16 protein-coding genes are annotated in these 19,250 nt (G+C 64.0%); 5 read left to right on the top strand and 11 right to left on the bottom strand.

Features of this window, described 5'->3' with window-relative positions:
• The first annotated feature begins 98 nt into the window (after window positions 1–98).
• On the top strand, window positions 99–875 hold the full coding sequence (locus tag AC07XM_RS19205; RefSeq protein WP_016485186.1) for a class I SAM-dependent methyltransferase: 777 nt from the start codon (window positions 99–101) through the stop codon (window positions 873–875).
• A gap of 194 nt (window positions 876–1,069) precedes the next feature.
• On the opposite strand, the gene AC07XM_RS19200 is transcribed toward AC07XM_RS19205, so the two are convergent.
• On the bottom strand, window positions 1,070–1,711 hold the full coding sequence (locus AC07XM_RS19200) for a TetR/AcrR family transcriptional regulator (protein WP_024717681.1): 642 nt from the start codon (window positions 1,709–1,711) through the stop codon (window positions 1,070–1,072).
• A 166-nt stretch (window positions 1,712–1,877) separates the two neighbouring features.
• Here AC07XM_RS19200 and AC07XM_RS19195 point away from each other — a divergent pair, with 166 nt between their 5' ends.
• The gene (locus tag AC07XM_RS19195; protein ID WP_070086572.1) at window positions 1,878–2,978 is read left to right on the top strand and encodes an efflux RND transporter periplasmic adaptor subunit; all 1,101 of its coding nucleotides are present in this window, start codon (window positions 1,878–1,880) and stop codon (window positions 2,976–2,978) included.
• Window positions 2,979–2,984: 6 nt separating this feature from the next.
• Window positions 2,985–6,050 carry an efflux RND transporter permease subunit gene (locus AC07XM_RS19190; protein ID WP_016485189.1) on the top strand — a complete coding sequence of 1,022 codons (3,066 nt, stop codon included), beginning with the start codon at window positions 2,985–2,987 and terminating at the stop codon, window positions 6,048–6,050.
• A 68-nt stretch (window positions 6,051–6,118) separates the two neighbouring features.
• On the opposite strand, the gene AC07XM_RS19185 is transcribed toward AC07XM_RS19190, so the two are convergent.
• The 3 genes from AC07XM_RS19185 to plsB all read right to left on the bottom strand — a co-directional run bounded on the left by AC07XM_RS19185 (window position 6,119) and on the right by plsB (window position 9,803).
• Window positions 6,119–6,808 carry a DUF4197 domain-containing protein gene (locus AC07XM_RS19185; protein WP_016485190.1) on the bottom strand — a complete coding sequence of 230 codons (690 nt, stop codon included), beginning with the start codon at window positions 6,806–6,808 and terminating at the stop codon, window positions 6,119–6,121.
• A gap of 33 nt (window positions 6,809–6,841) precedes the next feature.
• Window positions 6,842–7,240, bottom strand: a complete 399-nt coding sequence (locus AC07XM_RS19180; RefSeq protein WP_016485191.1) for a YbaY family lipoprotein — start codon at window positions 7,238–7,240, stop codon at window positions 6,842–6,844.
• Window positions 7,241–7,316: 76 nt separating this feature from the next.
• Window positions 7,317–9,803 carry a glycerol-3-phosphate 1-O-acyltransferase PlsB gene (gene plsB, locus AC07XM_RS19175; protein WP_016485192.1) on the bottom strand — a complete coding sequence of 829 codons (2,487 nt, stop codon included), beginning with the start codon at window positions 9,801–9,803 and terminating at the stop codon, window positions 7,317–7,319.
• A gap of 232 nt (window positions 9,804–10,035) precedes the next feature.
• Here plsB and AC07XM_RS19170 point away from each other — a divergent pair, with 232 nt between their 5' ends.
• Window positions 10,036–10,245 (top strand): cold-shock protein, encoded by a 210-nt coding sequence (locus tag AC07XM_RS19170; protein WP_003252255.1) that lies wholly within the window; start codon window positions 10,036–10,038, stop codon window positions 10,243–10,245.
• A gap of 122 nt (window positions 10,246–10,367) precedes the next feature.
• On the opposite strand, the gene AC07XM_RS19165 is transcribed toward AC07XM_RS19170, so the two are convergent.
• The 4 genes from AC07XM_RS19165 to AC07XM_RS19150 all read right to left on the bottom strand — a co-directional run bounded on the left by AC07XM_RS19165 (window position 10,368) and on the right by AC07XM_RS19150 (window position 15,519).
• Complete coding sequence (locus tag AC07XM_RS19165) at window positions 10,368–10,745, bottom strand: hypothetical protein (protein ID WP_102689599.1); 378 nt, start codon at window positions 10,743–10,745, stop codon at window positions 10,368–10,370.
• A 17-nt stretch (window positions 10,746–10,762) separates the two neighbouring features.
• On the bottom strand, window positions 10,763–11,575 hold the full coding sequence (locus tag AC07XM_RS19160) for a putative RNA methyltransferase (protein ID WP_016485194.1): 813 nt from the start codon (window positions 11,573–11,575) through the stop codon (window positions 10,763–10,765).
• Entirely contained in the window at window positions 11,575–12,726 is a 1,152-nt protein-coding gene (gene dapE, locus AC07XM_RS19155) for a succinyl-diaminopimelate desuccinylase (protein ID WP_016485195.1), read from the bottom strand. The genes AC07XM_RS19160 and dapE overlap by 1 nt, the downstream gene beginning before the upstream one ends.
• Before the next feature lie 201 nt (window positions 12,727–12,927).
• Window positions 12,928–15,519, bottom strand: a complete 2,592-nt coding sequence (locus AC07XM_RS19150) for a glycosyltransferase (RefSeq protein WP_060517537.1) — start codon at window positions 15,517–15,519, stop codon at window positions 12,928–12,930.
• 119 nt (window positions 15,520–15,638) lie between these two features.
• Between AC07XM_RS19150 and tcdA the strand changes: the two genes are divergently transcribed.
• Entirely contained in the window at window positions 15,639–16,448 is an 810-nt protein-coding gene (tcdA, locus tag AC07XM_RS19145; RefSeq protein ID WP_161775553.1) for a tRNA cyclic N6-threonylcarbamoyladenosine(37) synthase TcdA, read from the top strand.
• Between the two features lie 49 nt (window positions 16,449–16,497).
• Here the strand turns inward: tcdA and AC07XM_RS19140 are convergent, their stop codons facing one another.
• The 3 genes from AC07XM_RS19140 to dapD all read right to left on the bottom strand — a co-directional run bounded on the left by AC07XM_RS19140 (window position 16,498) and on the right by dapD (window position 19,222).
• The gene (locus tag AC07XM_RS19140; RefSeq protein ID WP_102689598.1) at window positions 16,498–16,908 is read right to left on the bottom strand and encodes a SufE family protein; all 411 of its coding nucleotides are present in this window, start codon (window positions 16,906–16,908) and stop codon (window positions 16,498–16,500) included.
• Window positions 16,905–18,110, bottom strand: coding sequence for a cysteine desulfurase (locus tag AC07XM_RS19135; RefSeq protein ID WP_095115722.1), 1,206 nt, complete (start codon window positions 18,108–18,110; stop codon window positions 16,905–16,907). Before AC07XM_RS19135 ends, AC07XM_RS19140 begins: the two co-directional genes overlap by 4 nt.
• A gap of 77 nt (window positions 18,111–18,187) precedes the next feature.
• A complete protein-coding gene (gene dapD / locus AC07XM_RS19130; protein ID WP_016485200.1) occupies window positions 18,188–19,222 on the bottom strand; it encodes a 2,3,4,5-tetrahydropyridine-2,6-dicarboxylate N-succinyltransferase in 1,035 nt (344 codons plus the stop codon).
• Window positions 19,223–19,250 lie beyond the last annotated feature (28 nt).

Here is a 19,250-nt window from a genome sequence, read left to right as displayed (position 1 = left end):
TCGCGCGCGTTGTGCTCTGGCAGAATAGCGGGATATTGCCTGTATCGGCCGTGGCTGCTGATTCATTAAGGCTTGGTTTGATTTTTTAGGTGTGGACGATGGAAGAGCAAGGCACGGGTATCAGGGTCGAGGCGATGTCGGCTGAGTATGCGGAGCAGGCCAAGGTGTGGGCTGAACGCCTGAGCCTGCCGCTACAGGACGAGAGCGCCGGCTTCGCCGTGCAGGTGGGCGCCGAGGGTTTGCAGATCCAGCAGCTGGGGCCGCAGGCACCGGGGCCGGTGCGGGTGGACTTTGTCGAGGGCCAGGCCGCCCACCGGCGCCAGTTTGGGGGTGGCAACGGGCAGATGATCGCCAAGGCCGTGGGCATTGCCCAAGGCGTGCGGCCACAAGTGCTGGATGCCACGGCAGGCCTTGGCAAAGATGCGTTCGTGCTGGCCAGCCTGGGCTGCCAGATGACCCTGATCGAACGCCAGCCGCTGATTGCTGCGCTGCTGGAAGATGGCCTGGCGCGGGCGCGTTCAGACGACGAAGTGGGCCCGATTGTCGGGCGCATGCGCCTGCTGACCGGCAATGCCATCGAGCGCATGCACACCTGGGAAGGCGAGGCGCCGCAGGTGATTTACCTCGACCCGATGTTCCCGCACCGCGACAAGAGCGCACTGGTGAAAAAGGAAATGCGCGTGTTCCGGCCTTTGGTGGGCGACGACCTGGATGCCCCAGCGCTACTCGAAGCTGCCCTGGCGCTGGCCAGCCACCGGGTGGTGGTGAAGCGCCCGCGCAAGGCACCGATCATCGACGGGCCCAAGCCCAGCCATAGCCTGGAAGGCAAGTCGAGCCGGTATGACATTTACCCGAAGAAAGCCTTGAAGGCCTGATTTTCCCCCAACTGGCCGGCTAGCGCGGTCATTGTGAGAGCAACTGGCTTGCTTGAATATTGAAACGTTGCGCGATTACTGTGGGAGCGGGCTTGTCCCGCGAACACCGGCGAAGCCGGTGCCATGCACCGCGTGGCCCCATTCGCGGGCCAAGCCCGCTCTCACAATGACCACTGTTCTCTGCCTGGCAGCGCTCAGGGTTTGAACGCCCGCAAGAACACCCCCACCACTTCGCGCACATGCGCCTCGGCTTCGTCCCCCTCCAGCGGCGCCGCGCACCCCAGCAGCAAGCGGTAATCCGGCGCCCCCTTGACCAGGCAAAAGAAGTGCTCGGCCGCATGCAGCGGGTTGTCGATGCGCAACAACCCCCGCTCATCTGCACCCCGCAGCAGCGCTTCCATCGCTGCCAGCACGCGCTTGGGCCCGGCTTCGTAAAAGTATTCGCCAAAGCTTGGGTCCAGGCTGCCTTGGGCCATGATCAGGCGGCTGAGCTTCACCGCCTCATCGCTACTGATCAATGCCTGGAAACCACGGGCAATGGTCAGCAGTACCTCCTCCACCGGCGCCCCTTCGGGGTACTCGAACAACAGGTCGGGCAGCTGTAGCTGACAAGTGGCCATGACCGCCGAGCAGAACAGGGTCTGCTTGTCGGTGAAGTGGCTGTACACGGTGAGTTTTGAAACACCTGCCGCCGCAGCGACCGCATCCATGCTGGTGTTGGCATAACCAAGGCTGAGGAACAGCGACTTTGCCGCTTCGAGAATCGCCTCGCGCTTGGCCAGGTCCTTGGGCCGGCCCGGGCCGATGGGTGCGTCGTTGGACATTGTGGTCTGCATCTGGTTGATCAAGCTCCCATCTTACCGGCTGGAGAGGTAGACAGCAGTGATCGTCGCCATCGTTTAAGTGAATTTCTTATCGATGCTGGCTTCTCGGCAGCAGTTCCGTGACTTAATATACCCGTCAGTACACATATTCGAAGTGCCCTCCGCGAAAGGATTCATCATGTTGCGCCATGCCTTGTCCATCGCCTTGCCCGCCGTTGCCGCGTTGTTACTGACGGCATGCGGTCAGGAAGCCACCCCGCCTGCTGCGCCGCGCCCGGCGCTGGTGGTGCAGCCGCAGCCGGCCGAAGCCGCTGCCGACAGTTACCCTGGTGAAGTGCGTGCGCGCTTCGAGCCGGAGCTGGCCTTCCGCATTGGCGGCAAGGTCAGCAAGCGCCTGGTGGAGGAGGGGCAGCGGGTCAAGGCCGACCAGCCGCTGGCCGAACTGGACCCGCAGGACGTGCGTCTGCAGCTTGAAGCCAACCGTGCCCAGCTGGCGGGTGCCGAGGCGAACCTGGCGTTGGTGCGCGCCGAGCGTGATCGCTACCAGAAGCTGCTGGAGCGGCAGATGGTCAGCCACTCGCAGTTCGACAATGCTGAAAACCTCTACCGCGCCGGCCTTGCCCGGCTGAAGCAGGCCAAGGCCGAGTTCGATGTGGCGGGTAACCAGGCCGACTATGCCGTACTGCGTGCGCCCCAGGCCGGGGTGGTGGCCAAGCGTCAGGTTGAAGTAGGCCAGGTGGTTGCCGCCGGGCAAACCGTGTTCACCCTGGCCACGGATGGCGAGCGAGAAGTGCTCATCAGCCTCCCGGAGCAGCAGTTCGCCCGCTTTGCCGTGGGGCAATCGGTCAGTGTGGAGCTGTGGTCACATCCGCAAGCGCGCTTCGAGGGGCGTATCCGCGAGCTGTCACCGGCCGCCGACCCACGCTCGCGCACCTTCGCTGCGCGCATTGCCTTCACCTCGGCCGCCACGCCGGCGGAGCTGGGCCAGAGCGCCCGGGTGTTCATCGCGCATGAGGGCGTGATCCCGTTGGCGGTGCCACTGTCAGCGGTGACTGCGGAAAACGGCCAGGCCTATGTGTGGCGGGTCAACAAGGACAGCCGCCTGGAGCGGGCCGTGGTGCGCCTGGGGGCGTATGGCAGCGACAGTGTGCCCGTACTCGAAGGCCTTGCCCCAGAGGACTGGGTGGTCGCCGCCGGTGGCCATGTACTGCGTGAGGGCCAGGAAATCCGCCCTGTGGACCGCAGCAACCGTGTAGTGAACCTGACGGCCAAGGAGTAAGTCCCGATGGGTTTCAACCTTTCTGCCTGGGCGCTGCGCAACCGCCAGATCGTCCTGTTCCTGATGATCCTGCTGGCGGCCATTGGCGCCATGTCCTACACCAAGCTCGGCCAGAGCGAGGATCCGCCATTCACCTTCAAAGCCATGGTCATCCGTACCCTGTGGCCGGGCGCCAGCGCCGAGGAAGTGTCGCGGCAGGTCACCGAGCGCATCGAAAAGAAGCTGATGGAAACCGGCGAGTACGAGAGGATTGTCTCGTTCTCTCGCCCCGGTGAATCGCAGGTCACCTTCATGGCTCGCGACTCGCTGCATTCCAGGGACATACCTGAATTGTGGTACCAGATCCGCAAGAAGGTCGCGGACATTCGCCACACTCTGCCACCGGAGATCCAGGGCCCGTTCTTCAACGATGAGTTCGGCACCACCTTCGGCAATATCTATGCGCTGACCGGCAAGGGCTTCGATTACGCGGTGCTGAAGGACTACGCCGACCGTATCCAGATCCGGCTGCAGCGGGTCAAGGATGTGGGCAAGGTCGAGCTGGTGGGCCTGCAGGACGAAAAAATCTGGATCGAGCTGTCCAACCTCAAGCTGGCCACCCTTGGCGTACCCCTCGAGGCCGTGCAGCAGGCCCTGCAAGAGCAGAATGCGGTAAGCACCGCCGGCTTCTTCGAGACGCCCAGCGAGCGCCTGCAACTGCGGGTGAGCGGGCGCTTCGACAGTGTCGAGCAGATTCGCCAGTTCCCCATTCGCGTGGGTGACCGCACGTTCCGCATCGGCGATGTGGCCGAAGTGCACCGTGGCTTCAACGACCCACCCGCCCCGCGCATGCGCTTCATGGGCGAAGATGCCATTGGCCTCGCCGTGTCGATGAAGGACGGCGGCGACATCCTGGTCCTGGGCAAAGCCCTGGAAGACGAGTTCGAGCGGGTGGCGCGCACCCTGCCAGCCGGCATGGAGCTGCGCAAGGTCTCGGACCAGCCTGCGGCGGTCAAGGCCGGTGTGGGCGAGTTTGTCCAGGTGCTGGTCGAGGCGCTGGTCATCGTGCTGCTGGTGAGCTTCTTCTCGCTGGGCTTGCGCACCGGCCTGGTGGTGGCGTTGGCCATTCCGCTGGTGCTGGCCATGACCTTCGCTGCCATGCATTACTTCGGCATCGGCTTGCACAAGATTTCCCTTGGGGCCCTGGTGCTGGCGCTGGGCCTGCTGGTGGACGACGCGATCATTGCCGTGGAGATGATGGCGATCAAGATGGAGCAGGGTTATGACCGGCTCAAGGCGGCCAGCTATGCCTGGACTAGCACTGCGTTCCCGATGCTGACCGGTACCCTGATCACTGCGGCAGGCTTTTTACCTATCGCCACTGCGGCCTCCAGTACCGGCGAATACACCCGCTCGATCTTCCAGGTGGTGACCATCGCCCTGTTGACCTCATGGGTGGTGGCCGTGGTGTTCGTGCCCTATCTGGGCGAGCGCCTGCTGCCAGACCTGGCCAAGCTGCATGCTGCGCGCCATGGCAAGGACGGCCACGCACCCGACCCTTACGCCACGCCGTTCTACCAGCGCGTGCGGCGGGTGGTGGAGTGGTGCGTACGGCGACGCAAGACGGTGATCCTGCTGACCATCGCGGCCTTTGTCGGCAGCATCCTGCTGTTCCGCTTCGTGCCCCAGCAGTTCTTCCCGGCCTCCGGGCGCCCAGAGCTGATGGTTGACCTGAAGCTGGCCGAAGGTGCCTCGCTGGCCAATACTGCCGAGCGGGTCAAGCAATTGGAGGCACTGCTCAAGCAGCAGGACGGCATCGATAACTATGTGGCCTATGTGGGCACCGGTTCGCCACGCTTCTACCTGCCGCTGGACCAGCAACTGCCGGCAGCCAGCTTTGCCCAGTTCGTGGTCCTGGCCAAGTCGATGGAGGACCGCGAGCGCCTGCGCAGCTGGCTGATCAGCACTGTAGACCAGCAGTTCCCTGACCTGCGTGCCCGGGTCACGCGCCTGGAAAACGGCCCACCCGTGGGTTACCCGGTGCAGTTCCGGGTCACCGGCGAGCACATCGAGCAGGCCCGTGCGCTGGCCCGCCAAGTGGCCGACAAGGTGCGCGAGAACCCGCATGTGGTGAACGTGCACCTGGATTGGGAAGAGCCCAGCAAGGCCGTGTTCCTCCAAATCGACCAGGACCGCGCCCGCGCCCTGGGCGTGAGCACCGCGCACCTGGCCAGCTTCCTGCAAAGCTCGTTGACCGGTACCACAGTCAGCCAGTACCGCGAGGACAACGAGCTGATCGAGATCCTGCTGCGCGGCACCCAGCAGGAGCGCGGTGATCTGGGTAACCTCGGCAGCCTGGCACTGCCGACCGACAACGGCCAGAGCGTGGCGCTGTCGCAGGTAGCGACCCTGGAGTACGGCTTCGAGGAGGGCATCATCTGGCACCGCAACCGCCTGCCGACGGTGACCGTGCGCGCCGATATCTACGACAAGGAGCAACCGGCCACGCTGGTGAAACAGATCGAGCCGACCCTGCACGAGATACGCGCCAAGCTGCCGGATGGCTACCTGCTGGAAGTGGGCGGTACGGTTGAAGACTCCGAGCGTGGGCAGAAGTCGGTGAACGCTGGCATGCCGCTGTTCGTGGTGGTGGTGCTGAGCCTGCTGATGATCCAGCTGCGCAGCTTCTCGCGCACGGTCATGGTGTTCCTCACCGCACCGCTGGGGCTGATTGGCGTGACCCTGTTCCTGCTGGTGTTCCGCCAGCCGTTTGGCTTTGTCGCCATGCTGGGCACCATTGCCCTGGCGGGCATGATCATGCGCAACTCAGTGATTCTGGTGGACCAGATCGAGCAAGATATTGCAGCGGGGATGGAGCGCTGGCAGGCGATCATCGAAGCCACGGTGCGGCGCTTCCGGCCAATCGTGCTGACTGCGCTGGCGGCGGTGCTGGCGATGATCCCGTTGTCACGCAGCGTGTTCTACGGGCCGATGGCGGTGGCGATCATGGGGGGGTTGATCGTGGCTACGGCGTTGACGCTGTTGTTCCTGCCGGCGTTGTATGCGGCGTGGTTCAGGGTGAAGAAAACCTGACCGACCTCACCGCCCTGTAGGAGCAGCCTTGTGCTGCGCCTACGAGGGTACTGCGGCCGCGTTGCGGATCAAAGGGCGCCGAAGACCTTCTTGGCCAGGCTGGTAGCGGCCTGCGCCGGGTTCTGGCGAATGCTCTGCTCCTGCTTGCCAATCATCTCGAACAGGCCGTCCAGCGCCTTCTCGGTCACGTAGTTCTCGATGCTGGCGCTCTTGGCGTCGACCACGCCCAGTGCCACCGCCTGCCCGGCGAAGTTGTTGTACTGCTGGGCCAGGCCAACCTTGTCGGTAGCCTGTTTGACGATCGGCAGGAACTTGGCGCGGATCTGCTCGCGGCTGCTCTTGTTCAGGTACTGGGTGGCCGAGTCGTCACCGCCGGCGAGGATGCCTTTGGCATCGGTCACGCTCATGTTCTTCACGGCATCGACCAAAATCGCCTGTGCCTGCGGCACGGCGGCTTCAGCGGCCTTGTTCATGCTGGCTTCCAGGGCATCGACCTGTTCACCTTTGCCGAACATTTTCATGGCCTTGGCCGCCTTGCCCAGCTTGCCCGGCAATTCGATGCGCACGTCCGGGTTGTTGCTGAAGCCACCCGGGGCGCTCAACTGCTTGACGGCGAGCTGCGCGCCCTGGGTCAGGGTATCTTTCAGGCCGCCAGTGGCGTCTTTCTGGCTCAGGTCGCCCAGCGACAGGGCCAGTGCGCTGGCCGATAGCAGTAGGCCGGCGCACAGGGTGGAAAAACGCAGGGAAGTGCGGATCATGAAGCTTTCCTTGTAAACAGATGAATACGGGTGTCAGCGAACCTGGTCGACCTTGATGCGTACAGATTTCGGGTCACTGCCGTCGAGCATGACACCATGGTGTTCGGTATTGATGAACAGCAGCTTGCCCTCCAGCTCGATGCGCGCGCTCACCGCATAGCGGTGGCCGGGTTTGACCTGGGCGGGGTCGTAAATGAGGTGGAATGGCAGCGGTACGTTGCCTTTGACCGGGCCGGCCTGGCGGGCCAGGGTCACGGCGGGGGCGTCCATCAGCGAAACGTCCTGCAGCTCCACGCTCAGGGTAGCGGCAGGCGGCAGGGCGATACGCTGCAGGTAGAAGACTTCACCGTCCAGGCTTGCCTGGTTGGATGGGGTTTGGCTGGAACAGGCTGCAAGCAGGGATGCGCAACACAGCATAAAGAGCTTTTTCATGGAATCTCCGGTGTCCTTGGGGCTGGCTTGTGGCCAACCCCAGGGACTTTAGCGGATTTTCCCCCGTGATGAACCGTCAGAGGGTCGAAGTTTCCAGGCCGTCGTCACGGTGCAGGGCCACCTGGCGGATCGACAGCCGCAGTTCGGCCGACAGCACACGCTTGGCCACGCCCTCGGCCAGCTCGCCGAGCTTGTCGTGATAACCCAGCTTGCCTTGCCCGTCGGCATGCAGCACGCCTTGCTGGAGCAGGGTCTGGATGAAGTGGCGGAACAGCGTCTTGTCGAAAAACTCTGGGGCATTCAGGCCATGCAGGATCGACAGGCGCTGGGCCATCATCACGCACAGGTCTTCCAGCCCTTCGGCGCTGAGGCTGTTCTGTCCGCTGTTGAGCAGCAGCGAGGTGGCCATGTAGAAGCGCTGCAAGGTCTGGGTGATGGTGCGGGCGAGCAGGGTCAGTAGCACGAACTGCCGCGAACTGGGCGCCGGGCGTACGTATACGTCGTTGTCCTGGCGTAGCAGGCCTTGTTCAACCAGCGCGGCCAGCCATTGGTCGATCACCTCGTCCAGTTGCTCTGGCGTCCAGCGCAGGAACAGTTCGGCCTGCAGGTACGGGTACAACGCGTGCACATACTGGCCCAGCAGTTCGCGGCTCATGCGCGAGCTGCTGAGGAAGAAGCTGGCCAGCAGCGCCGGCAGGGCGAAAATGTGCAGCACGTTGTTGCGGTAATAGGTCATCAGTACCGCATTGCCTTCATCCAGGTAGAGGATGCGGCCCAGGGCGTCCTTCTGCTCGGCCACCAGGTTCATGCTGCGCACGTGCTCGATCAGTGCCTGGCCGTCGCCGTCCGGCAGGGTGGTGTGCGGCGAGTACGGCACCTGGCGCAGCAAGGCCAGGTACAGGTCGAGCACACGGGTCAGGGCGCGTTCGTCCAGGGCCAGGCGGCTGGTGGACAGCAGCGCCAGGGCCACCAGGTTGACCGGGTTGATGGCGGCCGCCTCGTTGAGGTGACGGGCCACGGTTTCGCCCAGGCGGGTGGTGGCGTCGTTGAGCCAGGCCGGGCGGTACTGGGGGCCGTGATCCTGTTCACGCCAGCCGGGCTGTTGCTCATCGAGGAACCCGGCCAGGCGGATCGGTTCGCCGAAGTTGACGTAGACCTGGCCAAAGCGCTGCTTGAGCGCGCCAAACACCTTGAAGATGTCGAACACCGACTCCTTCTTTTTGCTGGCACCGCGCAACTCGCCCAAGTAGGTGCGGCCTTCGAGCACGCGCTCGTAGCCGATGTACACCGGCACGAACACCACCGGCGTGCGCGACGAGCGCAGGAAGCTGCGCAAGGTAATGGCCAGCATCCCGGTACGCGGCTGCAGCATGCGCCCGGTACGCGAGCGGCCACCTTCGACGAAGTACTCGACCGGAAAACCTTTGGTGTACAGAGTATGCAGGTACTCGTTGAACACGGCGGTGTACAGCGGGTTGCCCTTGAACGTGCGGCGCATGAAGAAGGCACCGCCACGGCGCAGCAGGTTACCCACCACCGGCATGTTGAGGTTGATGCCTGCCGCCACGTGCGGCGGGGTAAGGCCGTTGCGGAACAGCAGGTACGACAACAGCAGGTAATCGATGTGGCTGCGGTGGCACGGCACGTAGATCACTTCGTGGCCGGGAGCTATGCCCTGAACCTGTTCGATATGGTTGACCTTGATGCCGTCGTAGATCTTGTTCCAGAACCAGCTGAGCACCACTTCGAGAAAGCGGATGACCGTGTAGGTGTAGTCCGAGGCGATCTCGTTGCCATAACGCAGTGCCTGGGCTTCGGCCTTGGCCAACGGCAGGTTCTCGCGTTGGGCCTCGTCGGCGATGGCCTGGCGCACCTGCGGGGCATGGATCAGGCCTTTGACCAGGTTGCGCCGGTGCGAGATGTCCGGGCCGATGACGGCGGTCTTGAGGTTGCGAAAATGCACGCGCATCAGGCGCTGGGCCATGCGCACGGTGCGCTCGTGGCCCTTGTTGTGCTGCACCAGTTCGCGCAGGTGGATGGGGGCGGAGAACTGCACCCGGGTCTTGCGCCCCAGGATCAGCACGGTCAGCAGCCGGCGCAGGCGCCCGGTCACCGCCCAGCTGTCGGCGAACAACAGCTTCCATGGGCTGGATTCGCTGGCCGGGGTCTGCCCCCAGAACACGCTGACCGGAATGATCTGCGCATCTTCTTCGGCATGCTGGCTGACGGCAGCTACCAGGCGCTCAAGTGTGGGCGGGGCGCCGCTTTTGTCCTGGCGGCCGAGCCAGTCAGGGTCGGGGGTCAGGTAGAAGAACCCGGCCGGCTCCTGCAGTTGGCCGACCGCCACCGGCAGCACCGGGCGCGGCAGCCCCGCCTTGGTGCACTCGTGGTCGAGCACGGCCAGGTCGGTGAGCGCGGGGGAGGGCAGCGCATAGAACACCGGCCGGCTGCGGTCGAGGTTGAGGGTCATGGAAGACTGGTTGATGGTCTCGGAGCGCACCCACAGGTACAACAGGCGACGCAGGGCGCCGAAGATCAGGCGGCGCAGGGGGGAACGGGTCATGGGGTGTGTGCCCTGGGTGTGATTTTCAGGTGAGTATCCAGCTATTTAGTCTGCCGTATCGGCGTAAGTTCAGCAAAAATCGGCCAACTGCGGGACCGTCATCAATTTTTTTTGTTCTGTGTCATATACTCGGCCTGCCACTTGCAGGATATTTCAGCAAGCGGCGTTGGCACGGGGCCGTGAGCTCGTGCCTGCAAGGCGATCTTCACAATAAAAATCCGGAGTAGTTCAGATGTCGTCTCGTGAGACTGGGAATGTAAAGTGGTTCAACGATGCCAAGGGTTATGGCTTCATTCAGCGCGAAGGTGGTGCGGATGTGTTCGTCCACTATCGGGCGATCCGCGGTGAGGGGCATCGTACCCTGGTCGAAGGGCAGCGGGTGGAATACGCCTGCGTGCAGGGCCAGAAAGGCCTGCAAGCCGAAGACGTAGTAGGGCTCTGAGCCTCTAGTTTCAAGCCGTAGGAGCGGGCTTGCCCGCGAAGCAGCCACCACGGTGGCTGCCACGGGCATGGCCCGTGTTCGCGGGCAAGCCCGCTTCTACAGAAACGAGCAACGCTGTATTTTCAGGTTGTGCGCCAGGTGATTTCCTCTTCACCGTCGGCGCTTATGCGCACCCAGCGGTCGGCATCTTCTTCGCCGTCTTCCTCTACCCAGCCACCCGGCGCGCAGCGCACTTCCACACCCAGTGCGGCAAATGCAGCGCGGGCGCAAGCGACATCATCGGACCATGGCGTCTGGTCGCTTTCCAGGTACAGGCTGTTCCATTTCCCTACAGCCTTGGGTAACCAGGTGACCGGAATGTTACCGGCCTTGCATTTGAATGTCTGGCCTTTCTGCTGCCAGTCGCTGCATGGGCCAATCGCCTGGGCGAGCCACTGGGCAATCTGCTTGTGGTCGACGTCGGCGTCCTTCAGGTAAATCTCGATATCTGGTTGGCGCATAAGGGCTCCGGGTGTGCTCAGTCTTGGCGCACGAAATAGTCATAACGCATGGAAACCGTAACCTCGAACGGCTCGGGCTGGTCGATCACCCGGGCGCGTTTTTCGGCGCTGGCGCGCCAGCCGTGCGGGGTCATGGCGAGCAGGTCGGCGCGCGCCTTGGGCACGGCCAGGTTCAAGCGGAACTCGAGGGTTTCGCTATGGGCGTGGGCCATGCCTTCGGGGACGAGGGCCAGGTGCTTGTCGTCGGCGTAAGGACGTACTTCATCGTAGAGCACCTCACGCAACTCCATCAGGTGGCCGCTGGTCGGGCCGACCCGCATCAGGCCGCCACCGGGGCTGAGCAGGCGCTTGGCTTCGGCCCAGTCCAGCGGGCTGAACACGCTGGCGATGAACTGGCAACTGGCGTCCGCCAGCGGCACGCGGGCCATGCTGGCGACCATCCAGGTGACCTGTGGCGCGCGGCGGCAGGCACGCTTGACCGCCTCGCGGGAGATGTCCAGGGCATAGCCCTCGGCAGCTGGCAGCGCCTGGGCGAGCAGCGCCGTGTAGTAGCCCTCGCCGCAGCCGATGTCCAGCCAGGCGCCGGGCCGGCGCTCGGCGGCAAGCTCGGCCAGGCGGTGGGCGACAGGGGCGTAGTGGCCCGCGTCGAGAAAGTCGCGGCGGGCCTCGACCATGGCCTGGTTGTCACCCGGGTCGCGGCTGTTCTTGTGCTGCACCGGCAGCAGGTTCAGGTAACCTTGGCGCGCTCGGTCGAAGCGGTGACCGGCCGGGCACATCACACTGTTGTCGAGCCGGCTCAGCGGCGCCTGGCAAAGAGGGCAGGCGAGCATCAGGCGAGCAACCGAACCAGGGTCTGGTAGTAGATTTCGGTCAGCAGGTCGAGGTCGCTGGCCAGAATCCGCTCGTCCACCTGGTGAATGGTGGCGTTGACCGGGCCAAGCTCGACCACCTGGGTACCCATGGTGGCGATGAAGCGGCCATCGGAGGTACCCCCGCTGGTAGACGGCTGGGTGTCGCGGCCGGTGACGCCCTTGATGCTGTGTGCCACCGCGTCGAGCAGTTCGCCCGGTTCGGTGAGGAACGGCAGGCCTGAAAGCGCCCAGTCGATCGACCAGTCCAGTTCATGCTTGTCGAGAATCGCCGACACTCGCGCCTGCAGGCCTTCGACGGTCGACTCGGTGGAGAAGCGGAAGTTGAACAGCGCGGTCAGCTCGCCCGGTACCACGTTGGTGGCGCCGGTGCCGGAATTGAGGTTGGAGATCTGGAAACTGGTCGGCGGGAAGAACGCGTTGCCTTCGTCCCAGTGCTCGGCTGCCAGTTCCGCCAGGGCCGGGGCGGCCAGGTGGATCGGGTTGCGTGCCAGGTGCGGGTAGGCCACGTGGCCCTGCTTGCCGCGCACGGTCAGCTTGGCTCCCAGCGAACCACGGCGGCCGTTCTTGACCACGTCACCCAGCAGGGTGGTGCTGGAGGGTTCGCCGACGATGCACCAGTCCAGGCGTTCGTTGCGTGCTTTGAGGCGCTCGACCACTGCCTTGGTGCCGTGGTGGGCCGGGCCTTCCTCGTCGCTGGTGATCAGGAAGGCGACCTTGCCGCGGTGGTTCGGGTAGTCGTGCACGAAGCGCTCGCTGGCGATCACCATGGAGGCCAGGCTGCCTTTCATGTCGGCGGCGCCACGGCCGCAGAGCATGCCGTCAGCGTCGATCAGCGCTTCGAACGGTTCGTGCTGCCATTGCTGCACCGGGCCGGTGGGCACCACGTCGGTGTGGCCGGCAAAGCACAGCACCGGGCCGTCCTGGCTGCCGTGGGTGGCCCAGAAGTTGTCTACGTCTTCAATGCGCATCGGCTCGAGCGCGAAGCCCACGGCGCCCAGGCGCTTCATCATCTGCGCCTGGCAGTCGGCGTCGACAGGGGTGACCGAGGGGCGACGGATCAGGTCGCAGGCCAGTTGAAGGGTAGGCGAGAGCTCGGCAGGGGCCGTCATGGGGGACTCCGGGGCAAGGCAAGGCGGGGAAATCTGAGGGGCGTTATCTTATATCAAACCGATGTGGCAGTGGGGCCGCGTTGCGGCCCATTCGCGGCACAAGGCCGCTCCCACAGGTCATGCACATGCCTGATGGGCTGCGGTCATCCTTGTGGGAGCGGCCTTGTGCCGCGAATGGGCTGCAAAGCAGCCCCGGCAATCTCACGCCTGCTGCGCTTCGGCAGCCTTCTCCACTGGCTTGGGCAGCGAAGACAGCAACGCCATCACCAGCGCTGCCACATAAGGCAACGACTGCACCAGCAACATCGCCACCCAGAAGCGCATGTCCGAACTCGGCAGCCCTTGCACCAGGTAGATACCCAACGCCGCGCCCCACAGCAGCAACATGATGAACAGCTCTTCGCGCGCTTCGGAAAGTGCCACCAACAGCCCATGGCTGTCGGCATTCTTGGGCGTGCGGAAAAACGGCATGCTGCTGGTGAAAAAGCCGTAAAGCACCGCCTTGGCAATGGTATGCGACAGCGCCAGGCCGGCCAGCGCTGCGGCGAAGGCGTCCTTGAGGTTGACCCCCACCGCACGGCGGTAAAGGAAAATGATCTTGCCGACCTTGAAGAAGAACAGCGCCAGCGGCGGGATGGCGAAGATCATCAGCGGCGGGTCGACGCGGTGCGGCACGATGATCATTGCCGCTGACCACAGCAGCGCACCGATAGTAAAGAAGATATTCATGCCGTCGGCGACCCACGGCAGCCAGCCGGCCAGGAAGTGGTAGCGCTGGCCACGGGTCAGCTCGCTGCCCTTGCCGCGCAACAGGGCACTGGCGTGGTGTTTGATGATCTGAATGGCGCCGTAGGCCCAGCGGAAGCGCTGCTTCTTGAAATCGATGAAGGTGTCAGGCATCAGGCCCTTGCCGTAGCTGTTGTGGGCGTAGGCGGCCGACAGGCCTTTCTCGAACACGCGCAGGCCCAGCTCGGCGTCCTCGCAGATGCACCATTCGGCCCAGCCCAGCTCTTCCAGTACCGTGCGCCGGGTCATGGTCATGGTGCCGTGCTGGATGATTGCGTCACGGTCGTTGCGGGTGACCATGCCGATGTGGAAGAAGCCCTTGTACTCGCTGTAGCACAGCTTCTTGAAGGCGCTTTCGTGCTGGTCGCGGTAGTCCTGCGGCGACTGCACCACGGCAATTTTCGGATCGGCGAAGTGCGGCACCATGTGCTTGAGCCAGTTGCGGTCGACGCAGTAGTCCGAGTCGATCACCGCAATCACCTCAGCGTCCTTGGCCGTGTGCGGGATCAGGTAGTTGAGCGCGCCGCCCTTGAAGCCGGCCAGTGGCGCGACGTGGAAAAACTTGAAGCGCTCGCCGAGCTTCTCGCAGTGAGCCTTCAGCGGCTCCCACACGGCCGGGTCCTTGGTGTTGTTGTCGATCACCAGCACTTCGTAGTCGGGGTAGTCCAGCGCGGCCAGGGCGTCGAGGGTCTGCTTCACCATCTCAGGTGGCTCGTTGTAGCACGGCACATGCACCGATACCTTGGGCCGGTAGGCGCTGTCGGCCTGTACCGGCAGGAACTCGCGTCGGCGCTTGTGTATCCATACGGCCTCGGCCAGTTCATGGGCCTCGGTAAGCAGCACGATGAACACGCCCAGCGCGCCAAGAGCAAGCAGTACGCCCACGGTCAGGCTGAACCAGGTGCTGTACTGCTGGCTGTAGTCGTAGGCAATCCACACCAGTACCGACCCGCACAAAAAGGTGATGAAGGTCAGGAATGTGCGGCCGCGCTGGCGCAGGGCCGAGCCGTCGATGAACAGCACCATCAGCGCAATCATCGCCAGCACCACCGAGGCCACCGCCAGGGCTCGCCACTGCGGGATCGCCACCACGGGCCCATCGAAGTTGAATTTTTGCTGACGCTCGGCGTTGTACACGCCCCAATAGGCGCCTACCGAGCCTTCGTCGCTAGCCTTCCACGGCTGGTCATAGGCTTCGATGACAAAGTAGTTGTAGCCACGGCGGTTGAGGGTATTGACCAAGGTGCGCAGGTAGATGGCCTGGTCGGCCTGGCTGGCATCGGCACCACCGCGCATGCGGCCGTTGCTCGGCCAGCCGACCTCGGACAACAGCAGGGGTTTGCGCGGGAACTGGTGCTTCAGCTCCCGGGCGCGGTCGAGCACGAACTCGACCGAATCCTTCATCGGGACGAATTCCCAGTAGGGCAGGATGTGCGCGGCAATCAGGTCGACGTGCTTGGCGATCTCCGGGTTTTCCTTCCAGATGTGCCATTGTTCACTGGTGGTCACCGGTACCTTGACGGCTGCGCGTACCCGGTCCAGGTATTTGATCAGGTTTTCCGGGGTGACTTCTTCACGGAACAGCGCCTCGTTGCCGACCACTACCCGCACCACGCTGCGCGAGGTGTTGGCCAACTGGATGGCCGTGGCGATTTCGCGCTCGTTGCGTTCCAGGTCCGGGCTGATCCAGATCCCCAGCGTCACCCGCAAGCCAAACTCCTCGGCCAGGCGCGGGATGTCGGCCTGGGTGCCCTCCACGGTATAGATTCGGATGCTGTCGGTCAGTTTGCTCAACTGCTCCAGGTCCTGGCGCATCTCGTCGTCAGTGGGGTACTGGCCCTTCTGCGGGCTTTCACCCAGGCGGAACGGCGAATACGAAAAGCCAGAGATCTGTTCTGGCCAGGCAGGGGCGGAGACCGGGCGGTTGATCAGTGCCCAGAACCCGGTGAACAACGCGGCGATGGCCAGCACCACAACCAGGTTCAGGCCGAATTTACGTGAAGACATTGTCGTCCATTTGTGTCGAAGTGATAGGACATTAAAGCAGGGTTAGTAGTCTCTTTCCTAACGATGCAGGCCATGGGCCCGCTGGCATATAATGCGCGCCGGTTTTTTGGGGTATGAACATGAGCACAGAAGATCCACGCTTCGCCGGCGTTGCCCGGCTGTATGGCGACCAGGGGCTGCAGCGCCTGGGGCAGGCCCATGTGGCTGTGGTCGGTATTGGCGGGGTAGGGTCCTGGGTGGCTGAAGCGCTGGCCCGCAGTGGCGTGGGCGAAATCAGCCTGTTTGACCTGGACGACGTCTGCGTCAGCAACACCAACCGCCAGGCCCATGCCCTGGAAGGCCAGGTGGGGCGGCCCAAGGTCGACGTCATGGCTGAACGCTTGCGTGCGATCAACCCGGCATGCACGGTGCATGCGGTAGCGGACTTCGTTACCCGTGAAACCATGGCCGAGCATATCCACGAGCACCTGGACTGTGTGATCGACTGCATCGACAGCGTCATGGCCAAGGCGGCGTTGATTGCCTGGTGCCGGCGGCGAAAGATTGCCATCGTTACCACGGGTGGCGCTGGTGGGCAGATCGACCCGACCCAGATCCAGATCGCCGACCTGAACAAGACCTTCAACGACCCACTGGCCTCGCGGGTGCGCTCCACCTTGCGCCGCGATTACAACTTCTCGCGCAATGTCAGCCGCAACTATGGTGTGCCGTGCGTGTTCTCAAGCGAACAGCTGCGTTATCCCAAGGGTGATGGCAGCGTTTGCCTGCAAAAAAGCTTTGTAGGGGAGGGGGTAAGGCTGGACTGCTCGGGTGGCTTTGGTGCAGTGATGATGGTGACCGCGACCTTTGGCATGGTGGCGGCGAGCAAGGCGATCGAGAAATTGGTGGCGGGTGCGCGGCGGCCTTCGGAGCGGATCAAGCCTGAGTAATCATGCACAGGCCACCTCGCTCCTACAGGGAGCAGCGTATGCCTTGGATTTAGTGGTTGGACGCCAACTCCGCCATTCGCTGCAACACCGCATGCAGCCCATTGCTGCGTGACGGGGACAGCTGGCGCTCTAGCCCCAGTTGGGTGAACCACCCACGCAGATCAAGGCCGGCCAGCTGTTCACTGGTCAACCCCTGCACCCGCACCAGCAACAACGCCAGCAGCCCGCGCAACAAGCGTGCATCGCTGCTGGCCTTGAACCGCCACTGCCCATCGACGAGTTCGGCCATCAGCCACACCCGGCTTTCGCAGCCATGCACCCGGCTGGCTTCGGTCTTGTCAGTCTCGGCCAGCGGCTCCAGGCGGTCGCCCCACTGCATCAGCAGCCGGGCGCGCTGTTCCCAGCCCTTGCCCTGTTCAAACGCTTCCAGCGCCTGGCGCGCCTGTTCCGGCATGCTCATCGCAGCAACTCCAGGCCCTGATCAAGCGCAGCGAAGAAGCGCTGCAAGTCGTCGCTGTCGTTGTACAAGCCCAGCGATACACGGATTGCGCCCTCCAGCCCCAGCCCTTGCAAGAGCGGCATGGCGCAGTGGTGTCCGGCACGCACGGCTATCCCTTGCTCGGTGAGCAGGTGGGCGATATCTGCGTTGTGCACGCCCTCGATGACGAAGCTGGCCAGCGCCGTCTGCGGTGCCCCCAATACCCGCACGCCCTCACGGTCAGCCAGGCCGCGCAGCAGGCGCTGGTGCAGGCTGGTTTCGTGGGCTTCGACAGCCTGGACGTCGAGGCTGGCCAAATAATCCAGGGTCGCCCCCAGGCCTATCACCCCGGCGATTGGCGGCGTACCCGCCTCGAACCCCAGCGGTGCAGGGCGAAAGCTGGCGCTCTGGTACTCGGCCAGTTGCACCATCTCGCCACCGAACTGCCAATGGCGCAGCAGCTCCAGCGCCCGAGTGTGGCCGTACAGCACGCCAACCCCATCCGGGCCGTACAACTTGTGGCTGGAGAACACATAGAAGTCGCAGCCCAGTTGCTGCACATCGTGGCGACCATGCACCACGCCCTGGGCACCGTCGACCACGGTCAGCGCGCCTTGTGCGCGGGCATGGGAAAGCAGGGCCGGCAGCGGTTGCCAGGTACCCAGTACGTTGGACAGCTGGCTGACGGCGAGCACCCGGGTGCGCGGGCCTATCAGTTGCAGTGCCTGGTTCAGGTCGATGCGGCCAAAGGCATCCAGCGGCAGTATCACCAGGCGCAGGTTGCGCCGGCGTGCCAGCTGTTGCCAGGGCAGCAGGTTGGCATGGTGCTCCAGCGCGCTGATGGCAATTTCGTCACCGGCTTCGAAGCGGTGCTCAAGGCCGTAGGCCAGCAGGTTCAAGGCCGAGGTGGCACCGTGGGTGAACACGATCTGCCGTGAGTCCGCAGCATTCAACCAGGCGGCGACCTTGTCTCGGCTGGTTTCGAAAGCCTGGGTCGCCAGTGCACCGGGCAGGTGCTGGGCACGGTGTACGTTGGCCGCGCCATGGCTGTAGTAATGGCTCAAGGCATCGATCAGGGCTTGCGGCTTTTGGGTGGTAGCGGCGCTGTCCAGGTAGGTCTGGTGCTGCCGTTGCAGGGCGGCGATGGCGGGGAAGTCGGCACGCCAGGGGGAGGGCTGGAACATGTTCACGGGGCCTGGAATGAAAATCGGGTCTGGCGTGGTGCCAGACCCGATCTTAACATTTCAAACGCCAAGCATGCTCAGTTGTGAGCGTGCAGCGCCTCGTTCAGCTCGATGGCCGACTTGTGGGTCTTGCATTCTACCGCGCCATTCAGCGAGTTGCGGCGGAACAGCAGGTCGGTCTGGCCGGCCAGGTCGCGGGCCTTGACCACCTTGACCAGCTCGTTGTTCTCGTCCAGCAGGTTCACCTTGGTGCCAGCGGTGATGTACAGGCCGGCTTCAACGGTGTTGCGGTCGCCCAGCGGAATGCCGATACCAGCGTTGGCGCCGATCAGGCAGCCTTCGCCCACCTTGATGACGATGTTGCCGCCACCGGACAGGGTACCCATGGTCGAGCAACCGCCGCCCAGGTCGGAACCTTTGCCAACGAATACGCCGGCGGACACGCGGCCTTCGATCATGCCCGGGCCTTCGGTGCCCGCGTTAAAGTTGACGAAGCCTTCGTGCATGATGGTGGTGCCTTCGCCGATGTAGGCGCCCAGGCGCACACGGGCGGTATCGGCGATGCGCACGCCGGCCGGGACCACGTAGTCGGTCATCTTCGGGAACTTGTCCACCGAGAACACTTCCAGCAGCTCGCCCTTCAGGCGCGCTTCCAGTTGCAGCTCGGCCAGTTCGGCCAGGTCGACCGCGCCCTGGTTGGTCCAGGCTACGTTCGGCAGCAGCGGGAAGATGCCAGCCAGGCTCAGGCCGTGTGGCTTGACCAGGCGGTGCGACAACAGGTGCAGCTTGAGGTAGGCCTCTGGGGTGGAGGTCAGGGCAGCGTCTTCGGCCAGCAGGGTAGCGACCAGCGGCTTGTGGCTTTCGGCCAGGCGGGTCAGCAGGGCGGCCTGGGCCGCATCCACGCCTTTCAGGGCTTCGGCCAATTTCAAGGCCTGGCCGTTGCTGAAGGCGATGGCCTGGTTGCCACCTTCGTAACCGAGAACAGGGGCTACAGCGGCAACCAGCTCGGCGCTCGGGTTGAGCAGCGGTTGCGCGTAGAACACTTCCAGCCAGGCGCCCTGGCGGTTCTGGGAGCCGACACCGAAGGCCAGGCTGAACAGGGTATTGGACATGTGATTACCTCGTGCGAAATAGGGTGGG

This window comes from Pseudomonas sp. GW460-LB5 (genome assembly GCF_059423245.1).
This window is presented reverse-complemented; position numbering and strand designations above follow the sequence as displayed.